At 56.0% G+C, this 19,996-nt stretch carries 18 protein-coding genes; 5 read left to right on the forward strand and 13 right to left on the reverse strand.

What is annotated here, in order from left to right; translation table 11 throughout:
- Nucleotides 1-1,386 (forward strand): type II secretion system protein GspE, encoded by a 1,386-nt coding sequence (gene gspE / locus Q1L34_RS21970; RefSeq protein ID WP_004857904.1) that lies wholly within the window; start codon nucleotides 1-3, stop codon nucleotides 1,384-1,386.
- Complete coding sequence (hofC, locus tag Q1L34_RS21975; protein WP_015585158.1) at nucleotides 1,376-2,581, forward strand: protein transport protein HofC; 1,206 nt, start codon at nucleotides 1,376-1,378, stop codon at nucleotides 2,579-2,581. Before gspE ends, hofC begins: the two co-directional genes overlap by 11 nt.
- A gap of 31 nt (nucleotides 2,582-2,612) precedes the next feature.
- Here hofC and Q1L34_RS21980 read toward each other — a convergent pair whose 3' ends face one another.
- Nucleotides 2,613-3,656 (reverse strand): GMP reductase, encoded by a 1,044-nt coding sequence (locus tag Q1L34_RS21980; protein ID WP_015585159.1) that lies wholly within the window; start codon nucleotides 3,654-3,656, stop codon nucleotides 2,613-2,615.
- A gap of 347 nt (nucleotides 3,657-4,003) precedes the next feature.
- On the opposite strand from Q1L34_RS21980, the gene coaE reads away from it, so the two are divergent.
- Genes coaE through yacG form a run of 3 tightly spaced genes read left to right on the forward strand, consistent with a single transcriptional unit; the run spans nucleotide 4,004 to nucleotide 5,574 of the window.
- On the forward strand, nucleotides 4,004-4,624 hold the full coding sequence (coaE, locus tag Q1L34_RS21985) for a dephospho-CoA kinase (protein WP_004857896.1): 621 nt from the start codon (nucleotides 4,004-4,006) through the stop codon (nucleotides 4,622-4,624).
- Nucleotides 4,624-5,367 (forward strand): cell division protein ZapD, encoded by a 744-nt coding sequence (gene zapD, locus Q1L34_RS21990; RefSeq protein ID WP_004857894.1) that lies wholly within the window; start codon nucleotides 4,624-4,626, stop codon nucleotides 5,365-5,367. The genes coaE and zapD overlap by 1 nt, the downstream gene beginning before the upstream one ends.
- Before the next feature lie 9 nt (nucleotides 5,368-5,376).
- Nucleotides 5,377-5,574 carry a DNA gyrase inhibitor YacG gene (gene yacG, locus Q1L34_RS21995; protein WP_004857893.1) on the forward strand — a complete coding sequence of 66 codons (198 nt, stop codon included), beginning with the start codon at nucleotides 5,377-5,379 and terminating at the stop codon, nucleotides 5,572-5,574.
- Between the two features lie 48 nt (nucleotides 5,575-5,622).
- Here the strand turns inward: yacG and mutT are convergent, their stop codons facing one another.
- The 12 genes from mutT to murD all read right to left on the reverse strand — a co-directional run bounded on the left by mutT (nucleotide 5,623) and on the right by murD (nucleotide 19,994).
- Complete coding sequence (mutT, locus tag Q1L34_RS22000) at nucleotides 5,623-6,018, reverse strand: 8-oxo-dGTP diphosphatase MutT (RefSeq protein ID WP_004857891.1); 396 nt, start codon at nucleotides 6,016-6,018, stop codon at nucleotides 5,623-5,625.
- A 59-nt stretch (nucleotides 6,019-6,077) separates the two neighbouring features.
- Nucleotides 6,078-8,783: a preprotein translocase subunit SecA gene (gene secA / locus Q1L34_RS22005; RefSeq protein ID WP_004857889.1), complete on the reverse strand. Its 2,706-nt coding sequence runs from the start codon at nucleotides 8,781-8,783 to the stop codon at nucleotides 6,078-6,080.
- A gap of 59 nt (nucleotides 8,784-8,842) precedes the next feature.
- The gene (gene secM, locus Q1L34_RS22010; protein WP_015585160.1) at nucleotides 8,843-9,337 is read right to left on the reverse strand and encodes a secA translation cis-regulator SecM; all 495 of its coding nucleotides are present in this window, start codon (nucleotides 9,335-9,337) and stop codon (nucleotides 8,843-8,845) included.
- A 252-nt stretch (nucleotides 9,338-9,589) separates the two neighbouring features.
- Entirely contained in the window at nucleotides 9,590-10,507 is a 918-nt protein-coding gene (lpxC, locus tag Q1L34_RS22015; protein ID WP_004857886.1) for a UDP-3-O-acyl-N-acetylglucosamine deacetylase, read from the reverse strand.
- Between the two features lie 100 nt (nucleotides 10,508-10,607).
- Nucleotides 10,608-11,759 (reverse strand): cell division protein FtsZ, encoded by a 1,152-nt coding sequence (gene ftsZ, locus Q1L34_RS22020; protein ID WP_004857884.1) that lies wholly within the window; start codon nucleotides 11,757-11,759, stop codon nucleotides 10,608-10,610.
- 62 nt (nucleotides 11,760-11,821) lie between these two features.
- Complete coding sequence (gene ftsA, locus Q1L34_RS22025; protein WP_004857881.1) at nucleotides 11,822-13,084, reverse strand: cell division protein FtsA; 1,263 nt, start codon at nucleotides 13,082-13,084, stop codon at nucleotides 11,822-11,824.
- Nucleotides 13,081-13,914 (reverse strand): cell division protein FtsQ, encoded by an 834-nt coding sequence (ftsQ, locus tag Q1L34_RS22030; protein ID WP_004857878.1) that lies wholly within the window; start codon nucleotides 13,912-13,914, stop codon nucleotides 13,081-13,083. The genes ftsA and ftsQ overlap by 4 nt, the downstream gene beginning before the upstream one ends.
- A gap of 1 nt (nucleotide 13,915) precedes the next feature.
- Nucleotides 13,916-14,836, reverse strand: coding sequence for a D-alanine--D-alanine ligase (locus Q1L34_RS22035; RefSeq protein WP_004857876.1), 921 nt, complete (start codon nucleotides 14,834-14,836; stop codon nucleotides 13,916-13,918).
- A complete protein-coding gene (gene murC / locus Q1L34_RS22040; protein ID WP_004857874.1) occupies nucleotides 14,829-16,304 on the reverse strand; it encodes a UDP-N-acetylmuramate--L-alanine ligase in 1,476 nt (491 codons plus the stop codon). The genes Q1L34_RS22035 and murC overlap by 8 nt, the downstream gene beginning before the upstream one ends.
- A gap of 47 nt (nucleotides 16,305-16,351) precedes the next feature.
- The gene (gene murG / locus Q1L34_RS22045; RefSeq protein WP_015585162.1) at nucleotides 16,352-17,422 is read right to left on the reverse strand and encodes an undecaprenyldiphospho-muramoylpentapeptide beta-N-acetylglucosaminyltransferase; all 1,071 of its coding nucleotides are present in this window, start codon (nucleotides 17,420-17,422) and stop codon (nucleotides 16,352-16,354) included.
- Nucleotides 17,419-18,678 (reverse strand): cell division protein FtsW, encoded by a 1,260-nt coding sequence (gene ftsW / locus Q1L34_RS22050; RefSeq protein ID WP_004857870.1) that lies wholly within the window; start codon nucleotides 18,676-18,678, stop codon nucleotides 17,419-17,421. The genes murG and ftsW overlap by 4 nt, the downstream gene beginning before the upstream one ends.
- Complete coding sequence (gene murD, locus Q1L34_RS22055) at nucleotides 18,678-19,994, reverse strand: UDP-N-acetylmuramoyl-L-alanine--D-glutamate ligase (RefSeq protein ID WP_004857868.1); 1,317 nt, start codon at nucleotides 19,992-19,994, stop codon at nucleotides 18,678-18,680. Before murD ends, ftsW begins: the two co-directional genes overlap by 1 nt.
- Nucleotides 19,995-19,996: the final 2 nt, after the last annotated feature.

Below are 19,996 nucleotides of genomic sequence, written 5' to 3' on the forward strand. Positions count from 1 at the left end.
ATGAAAACCGATCGGTTAATCTCCCTTTGTCAGCGCCATCAGGCGCTGCTGTTGAACAGCGATGAGCAAACCATCGCTATCGCGGTTGTCGATGCTCCGACGCCTGAACTGATGGAGGCGCTGCGTTTCGCTACTCAGAAGCGAATCGATATCGAATGCTGGAGCCAGGCGCAGATGGATAAGCGTCAGCAGACGGCAACCCACCCCTCGCCCCCTGCCCACAGCGATACCGCGGCCGATGTAATCGGCCAGGTCCAGCAGATCCTCGAGCAAGCGCTACGCCAGCGGGCTTCCGATATTCATTTTGAGCCCGAAGAAAATCACCTGCGCATTCGTCTGCGTGTCGATGGCGTGCTCCATGCACTTTCGCCCCTTCCCCCCGAACGCGCAGCCCCGGTCGCCGCGCGGCTTAAAGTGCTCGGCAACCTGGACATCGCCGAGCATCGCCTGCCGCAGGATGGCCAGTTTACCCTGCCCCTTGCCGGTCGCCCGGTCTCTTTCCGTATAGCCACACTGCCCTGTCGCCACGGGGAGAAAATCGTGCTGCGTTTACTGCATCAGGTCGAGCAGGCACTCGAGCTGGGGGCGCTGGGACTTTCGTCAGACCAGCTTAATGCGTTTCGCTCGGCCCTCGAACAGCCGCAGGGACTGCTGCTGGTTACCGGCCCAACCGGTAGCGGTAAAACCGTTACCCTTTATAGCGCGCTGCAAACCAGAAACCACGATGCGGTCAATATTTGTAGCGTGGAAGATCCGCTGGAGATGCCGATAGCCGGAATGAACCAGACACAAATTAACCCCCGCGCCGGACTGACTTTTCAAAACGTTCTGCGCGCGCTGTTACGCCAGGATCCTGATATTGTGATGGTCGGGGAAATTCGCGATGCGGAGACCGCAGAGATTGCGATTAAAGCGGCGCAAACCGGGCATCTGGTCCTTTCGACGCTGCACACCAACTCCACCAGTGAAACCCTCACTCGCCTACAGCAAATGGGCGTTGCCGGCTGGATGCTCTCTTCTGCACTGTCGCTGGTTATCGCTCAACGCCTGGTGCGTAAACTGTGCGTACACTGCCGCCGTGAAACCGGGAAGACGATGGATATACCGCGCCGCCTGTGGCCCCGACCTCTCCCGCGCTGGCAGGCCGTAGGCTGTCAGCACTGCTATCACGGCTACTATGGTCGCCAGGCATTATTTGAGCTATTGCCGGTGAATGCCCCGCTACGTCAAGCGATCGCCCGTGGCCCGAGCGCGCTGGAAATCGAATCTCTGGCACGCGAAGCGGGAATGATGACGCTGTTTGAAAGCGGCTGTCTGGCGGTCGAGCAAGGGCTGACCAACCTTGAAGAAATCGTCCGCGTACTGGGGATCCCTCATGACCGCTAACCGTCTCTGGCGCTGGCAAGGCGTGGATATGCAGGGCCAATTTTGTCAGGGAACACAGTGGAACCCTGGCCGACTGGAAGTATTCCAGGCGCTTCAGCATGAACGCATTATTCCACTGGCCATTCGCCGCTGTGCGGTCAAAAACACGCTCTGGCATCCGCGCTATGGCAGTCAAGTTGTTCGCCAACTGGCGGTGCTCCTTCAGGCCGGACTTTCTTTATCTGAAGGACTCGAGCTGCTGGCGCAACAGCAACCGAGCGCGCAGTGGCAGGCGCTGCTGCGCACACTGGCTCAGGATCTGGCGCAAGGCATCTCGCTTTCTGCCGCGCTGGAAAAGTGGCCTCAGGCCTTTGCACCGCTTAGCCTGGCGATGATCCGTACCGGCGAGCTCACCGGTAAACTGGATTTTTGTTGTCTTCAGCTGGCGCGTCAACAGCAGGAACAGCAGCAGCTGGCAGAAAAAGTGAAGAAAGCGGTGCGCTACCCGGCCGTTATTCTGGGTCTGGCCCTGATGGTGGTGGTGGCGATGCTGTGCTTCGTTCTGCCGGAGTTTGCGGCGATCTACCAAACCTTCAACACACCGCTACCGCTGCTGACGCGCCTGGTTATTCACGCCAGCGAGAGCCTTAGCTATGGCTGGCCACTGCTGATTGTGCCGATTGTGCTGCCCGCCGTCCTTAATCTGATAGCCAGTCGCCGCCCGCACTGGCTGCTGCAGCGACAAAAAATGCTCCACGCGCTCCCGGTTGTGGGAAAACTCAAACGCGGGCAGCGGCTTAGCCAGATCTTTACCGTACTCGCACTGACCCAAAGTGCAGGTATTAGCTTTCTGCAAGGTCTGGAAAGCGTCGAGGATACGCTGAACTGCCCGCTATGGCGCCAGCGGATCCAGCAGGTGCATCTGCACATTAGCCACGGAGCTCCCATCTGGCAGGCTCTTGAGCGAAGCGGCGGTTTTACCACGCTATGCCTGCAGCTGATCCGCACCGGTGAAGCATCCGGATCGCTGGATACAATGCTGGAAAACCTCGCCCGTCATCATAGTGAGCAGACGCATTATCAGGCAGAAAATCTGGCAACGTTACTGGAGCCGGCCCTGCTGTTGATAACCGGAACGATTGTCGGTGTGCTGGTGGTGGCGATGTATTTACCCATCTTTCATCTGGGTGACGCCATTAGCGGAATGGGCGGATAAGTGCTGGCGCAAAACGCGCCAGCATCAGGCATTACAGGCTGTTGAACACGCGGTTCTCTTGTTCCTGCACGCGAATGAAGGTCGTACGCTTGGTCAGCTCTTTCAGGCGAGAGGCGCCCACATAGGTACAGGCAGAACGCAGGCCACCGAGGATATCGCGAGCCGTGTTCTCTACCGGTCCACGCAGAGGCAGCTTAACGGTTTTGCCTTCCGCGGCGCGATACTGCGCAACGCCGCCAACGTGGCGCGTCATGGCGGATTCGGAGCTCATGCCGTAGAACAGCATGAATTTCTCGCCGTTTTCTTCAACGACGGTACCGCCGCTCTCTTCATGGCCAGCCAGCATTCCCCCCAGCATGACAAAATCTGCACCGCCGCCGAAGGCTTTCGCCACGTCACCTGGCATCGTGCAACCGCCATCGCTGACGATCTGGCCGCCCAGGCCATGCGCCGCATCGGCACACTCGATAACGGCAGACAGCTGCGGATAACCGACGCCGGTCTTCACGCGAGTGGTACATACGGAGCCCGGGCCGATGCCCACTTTCACAATATCAGCACCGGACAGAATCAGCTCTTCGCACATTTCGCCCGTCACAACGTTACCCGCAATAATGGTTTTTTGCGGCCAGGCTGCACGCGCTTTGGCGACGAACTGAACAAAATGTTCAGAATAACCATTCGCCACATCGATGCAGACGAAGCTAAGCTGCGGGTTCTGAGAAAGGATCTGCTGGGTTTTTTCGAAATCGACATCCGAGGTGCCGGTGGACACCATGACGTACTTCAGCACATCTGCGGACACCGACTGGACAAACTCCTGCCATTGTTCAACGGTATAGTGCTTGTGAACCGCGGTCAGAATACCGAAAGAGGCCAGCGCTTTCGCCATGCCAAACGTCCCGACGGTATCCATGTTAGCGGCAATGATCGGCACGCCAGACCAGGACAGACCAGAATGTTTAAAAGTGAATTCACGTTCCAGCTGAACATCAGAACGGCTTTTGAGGGTAGAGCGTTTTGGGCGGATAAGAACGTCTTTAAAACCAAGCTTCAGATCTTCTTCGATACGCATGTACGAATTCCTGGGGTTAATTGCATTATTGTGAGAGCACAACTCCAGTGACGTTATCATACGCACGAATCATGGCTGCGCAAGACTGCGATTTTCACTTTTTTTACGCTACAATCGTATAAATTTACCTGGTGAACAGTGAATGGCGCGAACGCAATAATCGACGCCCGGCGTATCATTTTTAACCACTTGATTTATATATACAAAACAATCCAGTATATACTGTGATGGCCTTTTATTGGCCTGCAGCCACCTTGATGGGGATAGCGTTCACCGGGGCGTGGTGCGCAGCAAAACGAGCGCCTCTGAAGAGTAATGTGTATATGGTCAGTTCAGGATCGGAGCGTATGAGGTATACGGTAGCGTTAACAGGCGGCATTGGCAGTGGCAAAAGTACCGTGGCCGATGCATTTTCCCGGCTTGGGATTAACGTTATTGACGCTGACATTATTGCCCGTCAGGTAGTAGAACCCGGAACCACCGCGCTTCAGGCCATCGCCGCTCACTTTGGTTCACCGATGCTCAATGATGACGGCACGCTGAACCGCCGCGCTCTGCGTGAAAAAATCTTTGCTCACCCTGAAGATAAAACCTGGCTTAACGGGCTATTGCATCCGCTCATCCAGCAGGAAACTCGCCGGCAGATGCAGGCCGCGAGCTCTCCTTATATTCTTTGGGTCGTCCCCTTACTGGTAGAAAACCGGCTGGCTACGCAGGCCGATCGCGTGCTGGTCGTTGATGTTCCAAAAGAGACGCAGATCGCGCGTACGATGCTTCGCGATCGGGTCAGTCGTGAACATGCAGAACATATTCTTGCCGCCCAGGCGACGCGCGAACAGCGCCTTGCCGTTGCGGATGATGTCATTGAAAACATGGGCTCTCCGGATGCCGTCGCATCGGATGTTGCCCGCCTGCACGAAAAGTATCTAATGCTGGCATCGCAGGCCGCCTCACAGGAAAAACCGTAATGCACACCCCCGTTCTGTTTGAACATCCACTCAACGAGAAAATGCGCACCTGGCTGCGTATTGAATTTTTGACTCAGCAATTGTCCGTTCATCCGACAATCGCCAGCTACGCCGATGCACTCCATTTTTTCCGCAACGCGGGCGATCTTTTAGATGTACTGGAACGTGGAGAGGTCAGGACGGACCTGCTAAAAGAGCTGGAGCGCCAGCAGCGGAAATTACAGTCATGGGTAGATATTCCCGGCGTCGATGGCGAACGTATTGACGCCTTGCGTCAGCAGTTGAAGCAGTGCGGCGCCACGCTGATGTCCGCGCCGCGCATCGGCCAGTTCCTGCGTGAAGATCGTTTGATTGCGCTGGTACGCCAGCGTCTGAGCATTCCCGGCGGCTGCTGCAGCTTTGATTTGCCCACGCTGCATATCTGGCTGCACATGCCGCAGGCATACCGTGACGAACAGATCGGCGTCTGGATAGCCAGCCTTGATCCGCTGACTCAATCTCTGGTGCTGATCCTCGATCTGATTCGTAATGCCGCCCCTTTCCGTAAGCAGACCAGCCTCAACGGCTTTTATCAGGATAATGGCGAAGATGCCGACCTGCTACGTCTGCGGCTGGATATTGCCAGCCAGCTCTATCCTCAAATCTCCGGGCATAAGAGCCGTTTCGCTATCCGCTTCCTGCCGCTGGATAGCGAGTTCGGGGTCGTACCTGAGCGTTTTGATTTTGAACTGGCCTGTTGTTAAGGAGAAATAATGTCAGAAGAGACGATCGTCAATTGCCCCACCTGCGGTAAACCCGTGGTCTGGAACGCACAGAGCCTGTACCGCCCCTTTTGCTCTAAACGCTGCCAGCTGATTGATCTAGGCGAATGGGCTGCGGAAGAAAAACGTATTCCCAGCGCGAGCGATCTGTCCGATAGCGATGGCTGGAGCGAGGAACAGCAACCGTGACCGGTTCCCGGGCAAGGCAACATCGCGCCTTGTCCGGGAAACGCGGGTTCAGGAAGCCGCCTGCACTAATTTGGTAATAATGGGTTCATTCGCCGGCGGAAACGCCTCAGAGTCTAATGCCCGTTGCGCAATCCACTGCCCGGGCTGTCCCTCTTTCCCCCACGGCTCGCCGGACCACTCTTCCACCAGCCAGAACCACAGGGTAATGTGGCGGTCCGGAAACTGATACTCCAGCTTATCAAACAGGCGGGATGAGCTTACCGTAATCCCCACTTCTTCCTGCAGTTCACGCACCAGCGCCTGTTCCGCAGATTCTCCGGCTTCAATTTTACCGCCGGGAAACTCGAGTTTGTTGGCCATATGGGCATCGGCGGCGCGCTGGGTGATAAAGATCTCCCCCTGCGGATTGCGGATAATACCCACGGAAATTTGCAGTTGTTTCATCGTGATCATTCCATAAAAAAGGCGCAGATATCTGCGCCTTTATTTTTCATGCTCTGAGCTTAGCTCAGACGGCCATGGCACTGCTTATATTTTTTACCGGAACCACATGGGCACGGATCGTTGCGCCCCACTTTACGCTCGCCGGTCTCCTCAGCCAGCGCAGCCGCGGCGGCAGTATCGTCGTCCTGATGGCTAAGCTGTTGCATCTGCGCCAGACGTTCGGCTTCCTCGCGGCGCTGCTGCTCCATTGCTTCAACTTCTTCCGGCATGCGGACCTGAACCTTGCTCAGGGTGCTGATCACTTCATACTTCAGCGATTCCAGCATCGCGGCAAACATAGAGAAGGACTCACGCTTGTACTCCTGCTTAGGATCTTTCTGCGCATAGCCGCGCAGGTGAATACCCTGACGCAGGTAATCCATCGCCGCGAGGTGCTCTTTCCACAGCGAGTCCAGAGTCTGCAGCATGACGCCTTTCTCGAAATGACGCATCATTTCGGCGCCCACAACTTCTTCTTTACGCTGATAGGTCTCAATCGCGCTCTGCAGAATACGCTCGCGCAGCGTCTCTTCATGCAGCTCCGGCTCTTTATCCAGCCACTCTTTCAGCGGCAGCTCGAGGTCGAAGTCATTTTTCAGACGTTCCTGCAGACCTTCAACATCCCACATTTCTTCCAGAGACTGCGGCGGGATATGGGCATCGATGGTCGCTTTGAACACATCTTCGCGGATGCTGTTAATGGTTTCGCTAACATCAGAAACGTCCAGCAATTCGTTACGCTGACTGTAGATTGCCCGGCGCTGATCGTTAGCAACATCATCATATTCCAGCAGCTGCTTACGAATATCAAAGTTGCGGCTTTCGACTTTACGCTGTGCGTTAGCGATAGCCTTGGTGACCCACGGGTGCTCAATCGCTTCGCCTGGTTTCATCCCCAGCTTGCGCATCATGCCGGAGACACGGTCGGAGGCAAAGATACGCATCAGAGCATCTTCCATCGACAGGTAGAAGCGGGAAGAACCGGCATCCCCCTGACGACCAGAACGGCCGCGCAGCTGGTTATCGATACGACGGGATTCATGACGCTCGGTACCGATAATATGCAGGCCGCCTGCTGCCAGAACGGCATCGTGACGAACCTGCCAGTCGGCTTTAATCTGCGCGATTTGCTCCGGTGTCGGATCTTCCAGCGCAGCGACTTCGGCTTGCCAGCTCCCGCCGAGCATAATATCCGTACCACGACCCGCCATGTTGGTTGCGATGGTTACCGCTGACGGGTAACCCGCCTGGGCAACGATATCCGCTTCGCTGGCGTGGAACTTCGCGTTCAGAACATTGTGCTTGATACCGGCTTTGGTCAGTTCATGGGAAACCACTTCTGATTTTTCAATCGAAATGGTACCAACCAGAACCGGCTGGCCAGCGGCGGTGCGCTCTTTGATATCTTCGATGATCGCCTGAATTTTTTCCGCTTCGGTCATATAGACCAGATCCGCCATATCTTTACGGATCATCGGGCGGTTAGTCGGCACCACTACGGTATCCAGCTTGTAGATAGAGCTGAATTCAAAGGCTTCAGTATCTGCCGTACCGGTCATCCCCGCCAGTTTCTCATACAGACGGAAATAGTTCTGGAAGGTGATGGAGGCCAGCGTCTGGTTTTCATTCTGGATATCCACGCCTTCTTTCGCTTCAACGGCCTGGTGGAGACCATCAGACCAGCGACGTCCTTGCATCGTACGACCGGTATGCTCATCGACGATAATCACTTCGCCATCTTTGACGATATAGTCAACGTCGCGGGTGAACAGCACGTGCGCGCGCAGCGCTGCCGTCACGTGATGCATCAGCATAATATTGGACGGTGAATACAGCGATTCGCCTTCGTCCATGATCCCTTCCTGCACCAGCAGCTCTTCGATCAGCACCAGACCGCGTTCGGTCAGGTTAACCTGGCGCGCCTTTTCATCAACGGAGAAGTGGCCTTCACCGGTGAAGGTGTCGGAATCTTCTTTATCCTGACGAACCAGGTGCGGGATGATCTTGTTCACGCGCTTGTACATTTCCGAGCTGTCTTCCGCCGGACCGGAAATGATCAGCGGAGTACGCGCTTCATCGATCAGAATGGAGTCCACCTCATCCACCAGCGCATAGTGCAGTTTACGCTGAACGCGCTCTTCCGGGCTGAACGCCATATTGTCGCGCAGGTAGTCAAAGCCGTATTCGTTGTTGGTACCGTAGGTAATATCCGCACCGTACGCTTCACGTTTGGCTGGCGCCGGTAAACCGGACATGTTGATCCCGACGGTCATACCGAGGAACTCAAACAGCGGGCGGTTGTTTTCAGCATCACGCTGTGCCAGATAGTCGTTGACGGTAACCACGTGAACGCCTTTACCGGATAATGCATTCAGGTACGCAGGCAGCGTTGCGGTCAACGTTTTACCTTCACCGGTACGCATTTCCGCGATGCAACGCTGGTTAAGCACCATACCGCCCAGCAGCTGGACGTCGAAGTGGCGCATACCGAATACACGTTTACTGGCTTCACGAACCACGGCAAAGGCTTCCGGGATCAGGCTCTCCAGGCTTTCGCCCTTTTCCAGGCGAGCACGGAACTCGGCGGTTTTGCCTTTCAGCTCGTCATCGGAGAGCTTTTCCATCTCCGGTTCCATGGCATTGATGAGGCCAACGGTTTTGCGCATACGGCGCAGGGTACGATCGTTACGACTACCGAAAACTTTAGTTAATAATTTGATTAGCATAATAAAATCTCAAACGCCCCGCGATGCGGAGTCACAAAAAAGAATCATCCGTTTTTAGTTCAGCTGAGACGTTGAGGTCCTGCGCGAATCCCTGCCACCTGGCTAATCCAGGCCGAGACAGAAAATGCAGAATGGGACGGGGTATAAGCCGCCTGGCGAACGATTACCGGCGGTTTACTCTCCTGCGTCAGCAGTGCGCTGAGCGTGTCAAGTAAAGCCAGATGCTGCGCCTGGAAGGGCGAAGACTCTTCGGCAACCGGCAGCGCTTGCGGCGCCATCGCAAATGAGAGATGACGAATAACCGTGCGGATAGCATGCTGATGCCAGTAATCGACGGTAAAATTCGGTCGACGGCTGGCGTCAAGCAGCGCCAGCTGGGAGAAATTAACTTTATTCGGGCTGTGGTTGCTGGCCGTGGTTTTCGTCGGCGAAGCCGTTTCGTGGCTGTTGCTAAGCGCAGGCAGGCCAAAGCTAGCCGCGACCATCCCCAACAGGAGATGCGGCCAGAAATACCGTCTGCCAAACTGTCGCCAGCGCGTCAGCAATCCACTCACGTACGTTACCTTTAGTTGAAGCAACCCCAGGAAATATTTTTTGCGCCCAAATACTACCATTAATACTGCACGACAGCAGCAGGAATGACGGTTGCGACAAGGCAAAAACGTTCAATAAATCAGCGAACGAACAATGAACAGCGCCGCAGAATCAGGGCAGAACCAGCAGAGGAAGGCAAAAAAAGAAAAAAGACTGGCTCCCTGGTCGGAGAGAGTACCAGGTTACCAGTCTGTTTTACTGAATGGTCAGGCTTATGCCATAACCATTGACGGTGCGCGGAATGCCAGCGGCAGTTCTGCTTCGTCTTCGAAAGTCACATACTCCCAGGCTTCCTGTTTTGCCAGAACAGCCTGCAGCAGTTTGTTATTCAACGCGTGACCTGATTTGAACGCCGTGAATGCACCGATGATATTGTGACCACACATAAACAGGTCACCGATCGCATCCAGCATTTTGTGGCGGACAAACTCATCTTCAAAGCGAAGACCGTCTTCGTTCAATACGCGATAATCGTCAACAACGATGGCACAATCGAAGCTGCCGCCCAGGCACAGACCGCGGGACTGCAGATATTCGATATCACGCATAAAACCAAAAGTACGAGCGCGACTAATCTGGCGCATAAATGCATCAGCAGAGAAGTTCATCGCATAGCGCTGGCTGCTTGCATCAATCGCCGGGTGGTTAAAATCGATGGTAAAATCCAACGAAAAACCATTGTACGGTTTGAATTCAGCCCATTTGTCGCCATCTTCGACCCGAACGGTCTCTTTGATGCGTACAAATTTCTTGGCACAGTTCAGCTCATCGATGCCGGCATCCAGCAGCAGATAAACGAACGGCGCAGCGCTACCATCCATAATTGGAATTTCCGGCGCATCGACTTCAACAACGATGTTGTCAATGCCGAGACCTGCCAGTGCGGCATTCAGGTGCTCGACAGTCGAAATCCGCACGTCATGCTCGTTCACCAGGCAAGTACAGAGCATGGTATCACGCACAGATTTGGCATCAGCCGGAAAATCAACCGGTGGATTCAAGTCGGTGCGACGATAGATGACCCCGGTATTTGCCGGCGCAGGGCGTAACGTCAGGGTGACTTTCTTGCCGGTATGCAAACCGACGCCAGTCGCCTGAACGATACGTTTAAGAGTCCTTTGTTTGATCATCGTATAATCTCGCCAAGTTACCTATCCAACCGAAGTGTACAATACATTCGGATGGGCAGTTTAGCACAAAGAGCGCTGATGCCCAACTTCCAGCCAATTCTTAATCAGCTTGCTTACGCAGGAACGCTGGGATATCCAGATAATCCGGCTCTTTCGCAGTTTGCGGTGTATTGTCGTTCACCACCTTCGCAACCGGTTTCTGCTCTTGAGTTAACGGAGCCATACCGTGCTGCTGGTAGCGATCCATGACCGGCTGCTGAACCTGCTTGTTGGTCACCAGGGTAATTTCCGGACGCTTGTCCATACCGATACCGGTGGCCACAACGGTCACACGCAGTTCGTCGTTCATATCCGGGTCAAGGGAAGTACCGATAACCACGGTCGCATTATCCGAAGCGAAAGCACGGATAGTGTTACCCACGGTTTCGAACTCATCCAGACGCAGGTCGAAGCCGGCCGTAATGTTGACCAGAACGCCGCGCGCGCCGGACAGATCGATATCTTCCAGCAGCGGAGAAGAGATAGCCATTTCAGCCGCTTCTTCCGCACGGTCTTCACCGCTCGCCACGCCGGAGCCCATCATCGCATAGCCCATTTCGGACATTACGGTACGCACATCCGCAAAGTCGACGTTCATCAGACCCGGACGGGTAATCAGTTCGGCGATACCCTGTACTGCGCCTTTCAGCACGTCGTTTGCTGCGCCGAAAGCGTCCAGCAGAGAGATACCGCGGCCGAGAACTTTCAGCAGCTTGTCGTTCGGAATGGTGATCAGCGAGTCCACATGCTTGGACAGCTCGGTGATCCCCTGCTCGGCGAACGCCATGCGCTTTTTGCCTTCAAAATTAAACGGTTTAGTGACCACCGCAACGGTCAGGATGCCCAGATCCTTCGCCACTTCAGCGACGACTGGCGCTGCACCGGTACCGGTGCCGCCACCCATACCTGCCGCGATAAACACCATGTCTGCACCATCAAGAGCAGCACGCAGCGCTTCACGGTCTTCATCAGCCGCATTGCGACCGACTTCCGGGTTTGCACCGGCACCCAGACCTTTGGTAATACCGCTACCGATCTGAATGGTCTGGCCAACAGCCGTTTTACGCAGCGCCTGCGCGTCGGTGTTCACCGCAAAGAATTCAACACCTTCGATACGCTCGCGCACCATGTGCTCGACGGCATTGCCACCGCCGCCACCGACGCCGATGACTTTAATCACCGCGTCGTTGGTCAGTTCCATAGGTTCAAACATAGTTTCTCTCCGTTTTGTGCCTGTCGCCTGAGAACGCTAATTTTCTGCGTTCTCTTAAAAAATTAAAACTCTTTTCGCAGCCAGCTATTAAGTCGCTTAATCCACGAGCCAACTGATGCAGTTACGCGTTTTTCCACTTCTGCTTCACCACTGAGATGCGATTCCTTCCCGTAGTGCAGCAACCCAACCGCCGTCGAATAATACGGCTCCTGGGCATAATCCGTTAAACCGGTAATATTCAGCGGCGCGCCAATACGAACCTGCGTATGAAACACGCGCTGAGCACAGGCGGCAAGGCCTTCAATTTGCGCGGCGCCGCCCGTTAAAACAATCCCTGCCGCCAGATGGTGCTTCACCCCTTGCTGGCGCAGCTGCTCTTGCAGTTGCAGAATCTCTTCATTCACCAGGTTGAGCAGCTCGGTATAACGCGGCTCAATTACCTCTGCCAGCGTCTGGCGCTGCAGACTACGCGGCGGACGCCCGCCCACGCTCGGTACTTCGACGTTTTCGTCTTTACCGACAATGGAACCCAGCGCACAACCGTGGCGAACTTTAATCGCTTCGGCATCGCTCGGCGGCGTTCCGAAAGCGTAGGCGATGTCGCTGGTGACCACGTTGCCCGCGTACGGGATCACTTTGGTATGGCGCAGCGCGCCGCCGGTATACACGGCGATATCCATTGTACCACCGCCGATGTCCACGACGCAGACACCCAGCTCACGTTCATCTTCCGTCAACACGGAATAACTGGCCGCTAAACCGGCGAAAATGAGTTGGTCCACTTTCAGACCGCAACGTTCCACCGCTTTAACAATATTTTTCGCCATATCGTTATGGCAGGTAATCAGATGGACTTTTGCCTGCATACGTACGCCGGACAGACCGACCGGGTTTTTAATCCCTTCCTGGTAGTCGATAGCGTATTCCTGCGGGATAACGTGCAGAACACGATGCTCATCGCGTACGCGGACCGATTTCGCGGTATGCACCACGTTCTCAACGTCGTCCAACGTGACTTCTTCTTCTGAAATCGGCACCATGCCAATTTCATTTTGACAGCTAATATGTTTACCTGAAAGCGCCAGATACACTGACGAAATCTGGCAATCCGCCATCAGCTCGGCCTGATCAATGGCGCGCTGAACGCATTTCACCACGGATTCCAGGTCGTTAACCCCGCCTTTATCCATACCACGCGATGGGCAGCTGCCCACGCCAATGATATTGACCACGCCGTCGGGCAGAACTTCCCCTACTAAAGCGGCAACCTTCGCGGTGCCAATCTCCAGTCCAACTACCAGTTTTCTGTCCGTCGCCTTGATCATTGTTGTTCTGCCTGTGCCTGATTCTGTTGTTGATTAGTTTCCTCTGCGGGAGCAGGTACCCAACCTACCGCCGCGCCCGAGTCATAACGCAAATCAACGTAGCTTATCCGTTTGCCGTCGGTCTGCGCTTGCTGCTGTAGAACCGGGTAGAGTTCCATAAAGCGCTGAAGCCGTTTCATGGTATCGCCTCGGCCAAGGTTGAGCTTAATATCGTTATTCAGCGTCAACTGCCAGGAACGACGAGCGGTCATCGCCGCCACTTTCAACGTGAACTTATCCTTTGCCAGCACCTGCCCCATGTCGCGATACCCCTGCAACACTTCGTTCTCACTGCCTTCCGGGCCATACAACATCGGTAAATTCTGCTTATTGGTCCGATCCGCCGGGACGCTGAAGGAATTCCCTTCTACGTCGACCATATGTTGATCATTCCAACGCGCAATCGGCACATATTCAACCAGATGAATCTTCAATTCGTCCGGCCACTGCTTTCTGACGCTCGCCTGCTTAATCCACGGCAGGCGCTCAATCTGACTCTGGATGATGTTGACATCCTGCGTCATAAAGGTCCCCGGGGAACCCAGCGCCAGAATTGCCTGGCGGATATCATCGTTACGCGTGTAGTGACGCTCACCGGTAACAACCATCCTGGACAGAGGCAAACGCTGTGCATCCTCCATCCAGCCCAGAACCATCCACCCGCTGACCAACACGGTACATAGCACCGTCAGCAGGAAGACAATCCCGGCCAGACGAGTTCCATTACTCCGACGCGAAGAAGAGGCTTCCTCTTCTTCGTGGTTCCGCGTATTCAGCGCAGCCTGCGACATATCACCCCGCCAGGTCCAGAATTCGAACAACAAGCTGCGAGAAGCTCATCCCGGCCTGACGCGCCGCCATCGGCACCAGGCTGTGGCTGGTCATGCCAGGGGAAGTATTTGCTTCCAGCAAATAAAACTGGCCATCGCTGTCCAGCATCACATCAATACGCCCCCAACCTTTACAACCGAGAACATTCCAGGCTTTAACTACCAGGGCCTGAATTTCTGACTCGCGGGCAGGATCTTCACAACCTGGGCAGAAATATTGCGTCTCATCAGAGAGATACTTCGCCTCATAATCATAGAAGGTTCCAGCCACCTGGATACGAATTGACGGTAAAATTTCTTCACCGACGATAGCGACGGTGAATTCAGGCCCACTAAGCCATTTCTCAATCAGAACATCTTCATCATGCTGAAAAGCCAGCGCCAATGCATTATGTAATGCACAACTTTCGCTGACTTTCGACATGCCGACGCTCGAGCCTTCGCAAGCCGGTTTAACAATCAGCGGCAGACCCAGTGCGGCAATCTGCTGTTCAACTTCAGCAGACAGACCAGCATTGAACTGCGCACGCGTCAGCGCGACCCATGGAGCGACCGGTAATCCCGCGCCCTGCCACAACAATTTGCTGCGAACTTTGTCCATGGAAATCGCCGACGCCATCACGCCGCTGCCGGTGTAAGGCAGCTGAATCAGCTCCAGCAGCCCCTGCAACGTCCCATCTTCGCCACCGCGACCATGCAACGCAATAAACGCTTTCTTAAAGCCCAGCGCTTTCAACCGGGTAACATCCACGTCGCGCGGATCGACAGGGTGCGCATCCACGCCAGCTTCACGCAGGCCCGCCAGTACCGCAGTCCCTGAATTGAGCGACACTTCGCGCTCAGCAGAGGTACCGCCGAAAAGAACCGCGATTTTATCAGCCATGGCGCTCCTCCTCCGCTTTTTGCGGCACGAGTTTGATTTCAGCCAGGTGGCGTGCGATTTTTCCTATGTTTCCCGCGCCCTGCACCAGGATCAGGTCATTCCCGGTCAGCACCGATGCCAGCATCTGTGCCGCCTGGGCCGGATCGGAAAGCAGAATCGGATCCACCTTGCCGCGACCGCGAATCGTACGGCACAGCGAACGGCTGTCGGCGCCAGGAATCGGCGCTTCACCGGCGGAATAAACGTCCAGCATCAGCAGGGCATCAACCTGAGTCAGCACGTTAGCGAAATCGTCATACAGATCGCGCGTACGCGTAAAACGGTGCGGCTGGAATAACATCACCAGATTTTTATCCGGCCAGCCGGCGCGTGCCGCTTTGATCGTGGCATCCACTTCAGTCGGGTGATGACCATAGTCATCGATCAGCATCGCGCTGCCGCTTTTGCCATTGACCTCAGCCAACGGATATTCACCGAGAAAATCAAAGCGACGGCCGGTTCCCTGGAAACTTTCCAGCGCCCGCAGGATCGCGCTGTCATCAATTCCCTCTTCCGTCGCGACCGCAACCGCCGCCGCCGCGTTCAGCGCGTTATGGCGACCGGGCGCATTCAGCGTCACCTGAAGCACTTCTTTATCCTGACGAACCAGGCGGAAGTGGCCCTGGGCGCCGACCTGACGATAATCTTCTACGCGCACGTCGGCATCTTCGCTAAAACCGTAGGTGGTGATCTGACGGCCAACGCGCGGCAGCAGTTCACGAATCACCGGATCATCGACACACATCACCGCGCGACCATAGAACGGCAGGTTGTGCAGAAAGTTAATAAAGGTCTGCTTCAGATTCTCAAAGTCGCCATGATAGGTATCCATGTGATCGGCTTCGATATTGGTCACAATCGCGACCATCGGCTGCAGATGCAGGAACGACGCATCGCTCTCATCCGCTTCCGCAATCAGATAGCGGCTATGGCCGAGGCGGGCGTGAACGCCTGCTGCTTTAACCAGTCCACCGTTGACAAAGGTGGGGTCAAGACCTGCTTCCGCGTAAATACTGGAAACCATTGCCGTGGTCGTAGTTTTACCGTGAGTGCCGGCAATCGCAATGCCATGACGAAAACGCATCAGCTCTGCCAGCATTTCCGCGCGGCGAATGACCGGAATACGCGCTTCATGCGCGGCAACAATCTCCGGGTTTTCCGCAGAGATTGCGCTGGAAACGACAACCACGCTCGCATCGCGAACGTTTTCCGGGCGATGGTTGAAATAGATCGTGGCGCCAAGTTGCGACAGCTGTTGCGTAACCGGATTCGGCGCCAGGTCGGAACCGCTAATCTGGTAGCCTTCGTTAGCCAGAACTTCGGCAATACCGCCCATACCGGCACCACCGATGCCAACAAAGTGAATATGCCGGACGCGACGCATCTCGGGCACTATGGAACGCAGTTTCGCCAGATCTTGTGTATTCATTCTTTACGCCATCAACTTCTTTATACGGGCGGTGAGATTCACCGCGATTAGCGCGCCAGTGCTGCAGCGCTCACTTCTTCTGCTACCCGTTCGGTAGCATCCGGAATCGAGGCTCTGCGCGCTCGTTCCGCCATATCCAGCAGCGTTTCCCGATCCCAGCCAGCCAGCGTCTGCACGACGGCATCAACGGTGAACTGAGGTTGTTCGAGAATTTTCGCTGCGCCCGCTTTCTCCAGCGGCAGTGCATTCCAGTACTGCTGACGATCCTTGTGCTGAAACGGCACAAATAACGCCGGTAAACCTGCTGCGGCAATTTCACTCACCGTCAGCGCACCGGAACGACACACAACAACATCGGCCCAGGCATACGCTGCCGCCATGTCATCAATAAATTCAGTCACTTTATGCTGCGGCTGCCCGGCATCCGCGTAGGCCTGCTGCACCGTCTGCTGGCCGCCTTTCCCGCTTTGATGCCAGATAGTGACCGCCGGGCCCAGTTTCCCCGCCACCTGCGGCATCGTCTGGTTCAGCACGCGAGCGCCCTGCGAGCCCCCCACCACTAGCACGCGAATCGCTCCCTGGCGCCCGACCAGACGCTGTTCCGGTAACGGCAGCGCCAGCACATCAGTACGCACCGGGTTGCCCACCACGTCAGCATGCGGAAACGCACCTGGGAACGCCTGCAGCACCTTCTTCGCGATCTTTGCCAGCCATTTGTTTGTCAGGCCAGCAATGCCGTTTTGCTCATGCAGCACCACCGGGATACCCAGCGACCAGGCCGCCAGGCCGCCAGGGCCGGAAACGTAACCGCCCATCCCCAGTACGACGTCCGGCTGGAAACGCTTCATGATCTCCCGCGCCTGACGCCAGGCGTTGAAGATACGTACCGGCGCTAACAGCAGCGCTTTCAGCCCTTTACCGCGCAGGCCGGATATACGGATAAAATCAATCTCAATGCCGTGTTTCGGCACTAAATCCGCTTCCATACGATCGGCGGTGCCGAGCCAGCGAACCTGCCAGCCCTGGTCCATTAAATGGTGCGCGACCGCCAGCCCAGGGAACACATGCCCACCGGTACCGCCCGCCATCACCATTAACCGCTTTTCCTGACCGCTCATCGAACACCCCGTGTAAACGCCTGGGCTTTTTCCAGACGCGTTTCATAATCAATTCGCAACAGCAACATGATGGCCGTCGACATAATCAGCAAACTGGAACCGCCGTAACTGATAAGCGGCAGCGTCAGGCCTTTAGTGGGCAGCATGCCTGCCGCCGCCCCGACGTTAACCAGCGCCTGGAAGCTAAACCAGATTCCAATGGCGCAGGCCAGGAAGCCGGAAAAGCGATGATCAATCTCCAGCGCCTTACGCCCAATCGACATGGCGCGAAAGGCGACGAAGAATACCATTAATAGGGCCAGTACCACACCGATATAACCGAGTTCTTCGCCGATAATGGCGAAGATGAAATCGGTATGCGCTTCCGGTAAATACTCCAGTTTCTGTACCGAGTTGCCTAAGCCCTGCCCCCACATTTCACCGCGGCCGAAAGCCATCAGCGACTGAGTCAGCTGGTAACCACTGCCAAACGGGTCTTCCCACGGGTTCCAGAAAGAGGTTACGCGGCGAATACGATACGGTTCGGCAAGGATCAGCAGCACCACCGCCGAAATCCCCATGCCGATAATGGCGATGAACTGCCACAGCTTGGCGCCGCCGAGAAACAGCATCGCCAGGGTGGTGACGAACAACACCACTACCGTACCGAGGTCCGGCTGCGCCAGCAGCAGAATCGCCAGCACGAAAATGACGCCCATCGGCTTTAAGAAGCCGCGCAGGTTATTCCGCACCTCATCGCCTTTACGCACCAGGTAGTTGGCGATGTAGCAGAACAGCGACAGCTTGGTAAACTCCGCAGGCTGAATACGCAGCGGACCCAATGCAATCCAGCGCGATGCCCCGTTTACCGAGCTACCGACGACCAGGACGATCAGCAACATAACGATCGAAGCAATCAACATCGCCGTACTGTGCCGCTGCCAGAACTCCATCGGCAGACGCAGCGTCACGAGAGCCAGGCCCAGCGCCAGAAGAATGTATAACCCGTCGCGCTTGGCGAACAAGAAAGGATCGTTAGCCAGGCGCTGCCCTACCGGCATAGAAGCCGAGGTCACCATAATGAAACCCACGGCGGCCAGGCCAAGCGTCAACCACAACAGCATCCGGTCATACATCACCAGGCTATCGTTATCTTTCTGCCGCGAGCCCATCACCCAGCCTTTCAGCGCCGCAAACAGCCAGGCGAAGATAAACATCCCCGGCAGGCGCGGCAGTCTCCACTGAGGCATTTTCAGGCGCGGGAGGGATAAACGCATCAACCTAACTCCTTCGCCAGGCGGGCAAAGACATCGCCCCGTTGTTCGAAACTCTTAAACTGATCGAGGCTGGCACAAGCTGGCGATAACAGCACCATATCGCCCGACTTCAGCAGCGGGGCAATCTGGCGCATCGCCTCTTCCATCGTCCCGGTTTGCGTCGCCACTTCCGGACGCAGTGCCGCCAGCTGCTCGCCATCGCGACCGAAGCAGTACAGGCGGATATTGTCGCCCGCCAGATAACGCTTCAGCGGCGTGAAATCAGCGGATTTCCCATCGCCACCCAGCAGCAGATACAGAGTACCGTCCAGATGCAGCCCGTTCAGCGCCGCTTCGGTACTGCCGACGTTGGTGGCTTTGGAATCGTTGATCCAACGCACGCCGTTATGATCCAGCACCAGCTGAAAACGATGTGCCAGGCCGGTAAAGGTGGTCAGCGCCTTGAGACTGCTGGCCCGCGGCAGACCGGCGGCATCAGCCAGCGCCAATGCCGCCAGCGCGTTGCTGTAGTTGTGCTGCCCGGTGATGTGCATCTCTTTGACGTTCAGGATCTTCTCACCTTTCACCCGCAGCCAGGTTTCTCCCTGCTGGCGGTTAAGGTGATAGTCGCCGACATCAACGCCGAAGCTGATGCAGCGCTCATCGGCGCCGCGTACCGGCATCGTCAGCCCATCATCGGCATTCACGATGCAGGTTTTCGCATTTTCATACACCCGCAGTTTGGCCGCACGATACTGCTGCAGGCCCAGCGGATAGCGGTCCATATGATCCTCGGTCACATTGAGGATCGTCGCGGCCACCGCCCGCAGACTGGAGGTAGTTTCCAGCTGGAAGCTGGAGAGCTCCAGAACGTACAGTTCGCGGTCCGCATCGAGTAACATCAGGGCCGGCAGGCCGATATTGCCGCCGACGCCAACATTCATGCCGGCCGCTTTTGCCATCTCGCCTACCAGCGTCGTCACGGTGCTTTTCCCGTTAGAACCGGTAATAGCGATAACCGGCGCCTGCGCTTCGCGGCAGAACAGCTCAATGTCACCGACGATTTCCACGCCGGCATCCGCTGCCGCGCTCAGCGCAGGGTGTGCCAGCGCGATACCAGGGCTTGCCACAATCAGATCCGCTGCCAGCAGCCAGTCTTCATTCAGGCCCCCCACGTAGCGTTCCACTTCTTCCGGCAGCTTCTCCAGCCCGGAAGGCGCGACGCGGGTATCCATCACGCGCGGCGTCACGCCGCGCGCCATGAAAAAGTCCACGCAAGACAGCCCGGTCATTCCCAGGCCAATAATGACGACTTTTTTACCCTGATAATCTGCCATGA

Origin of the sequence: Klebsiella ornithinolytica, assembly GCF_030505655.1 — a bacterium.
GTDB classification, from domain to species: domain Bacteria; phylum Pseudomonadota; class Gammaproteobacteria; order Enterobacterales; family Enterobacteriaceae; genus Klebsiella; species Klebsiella ornithinolytica.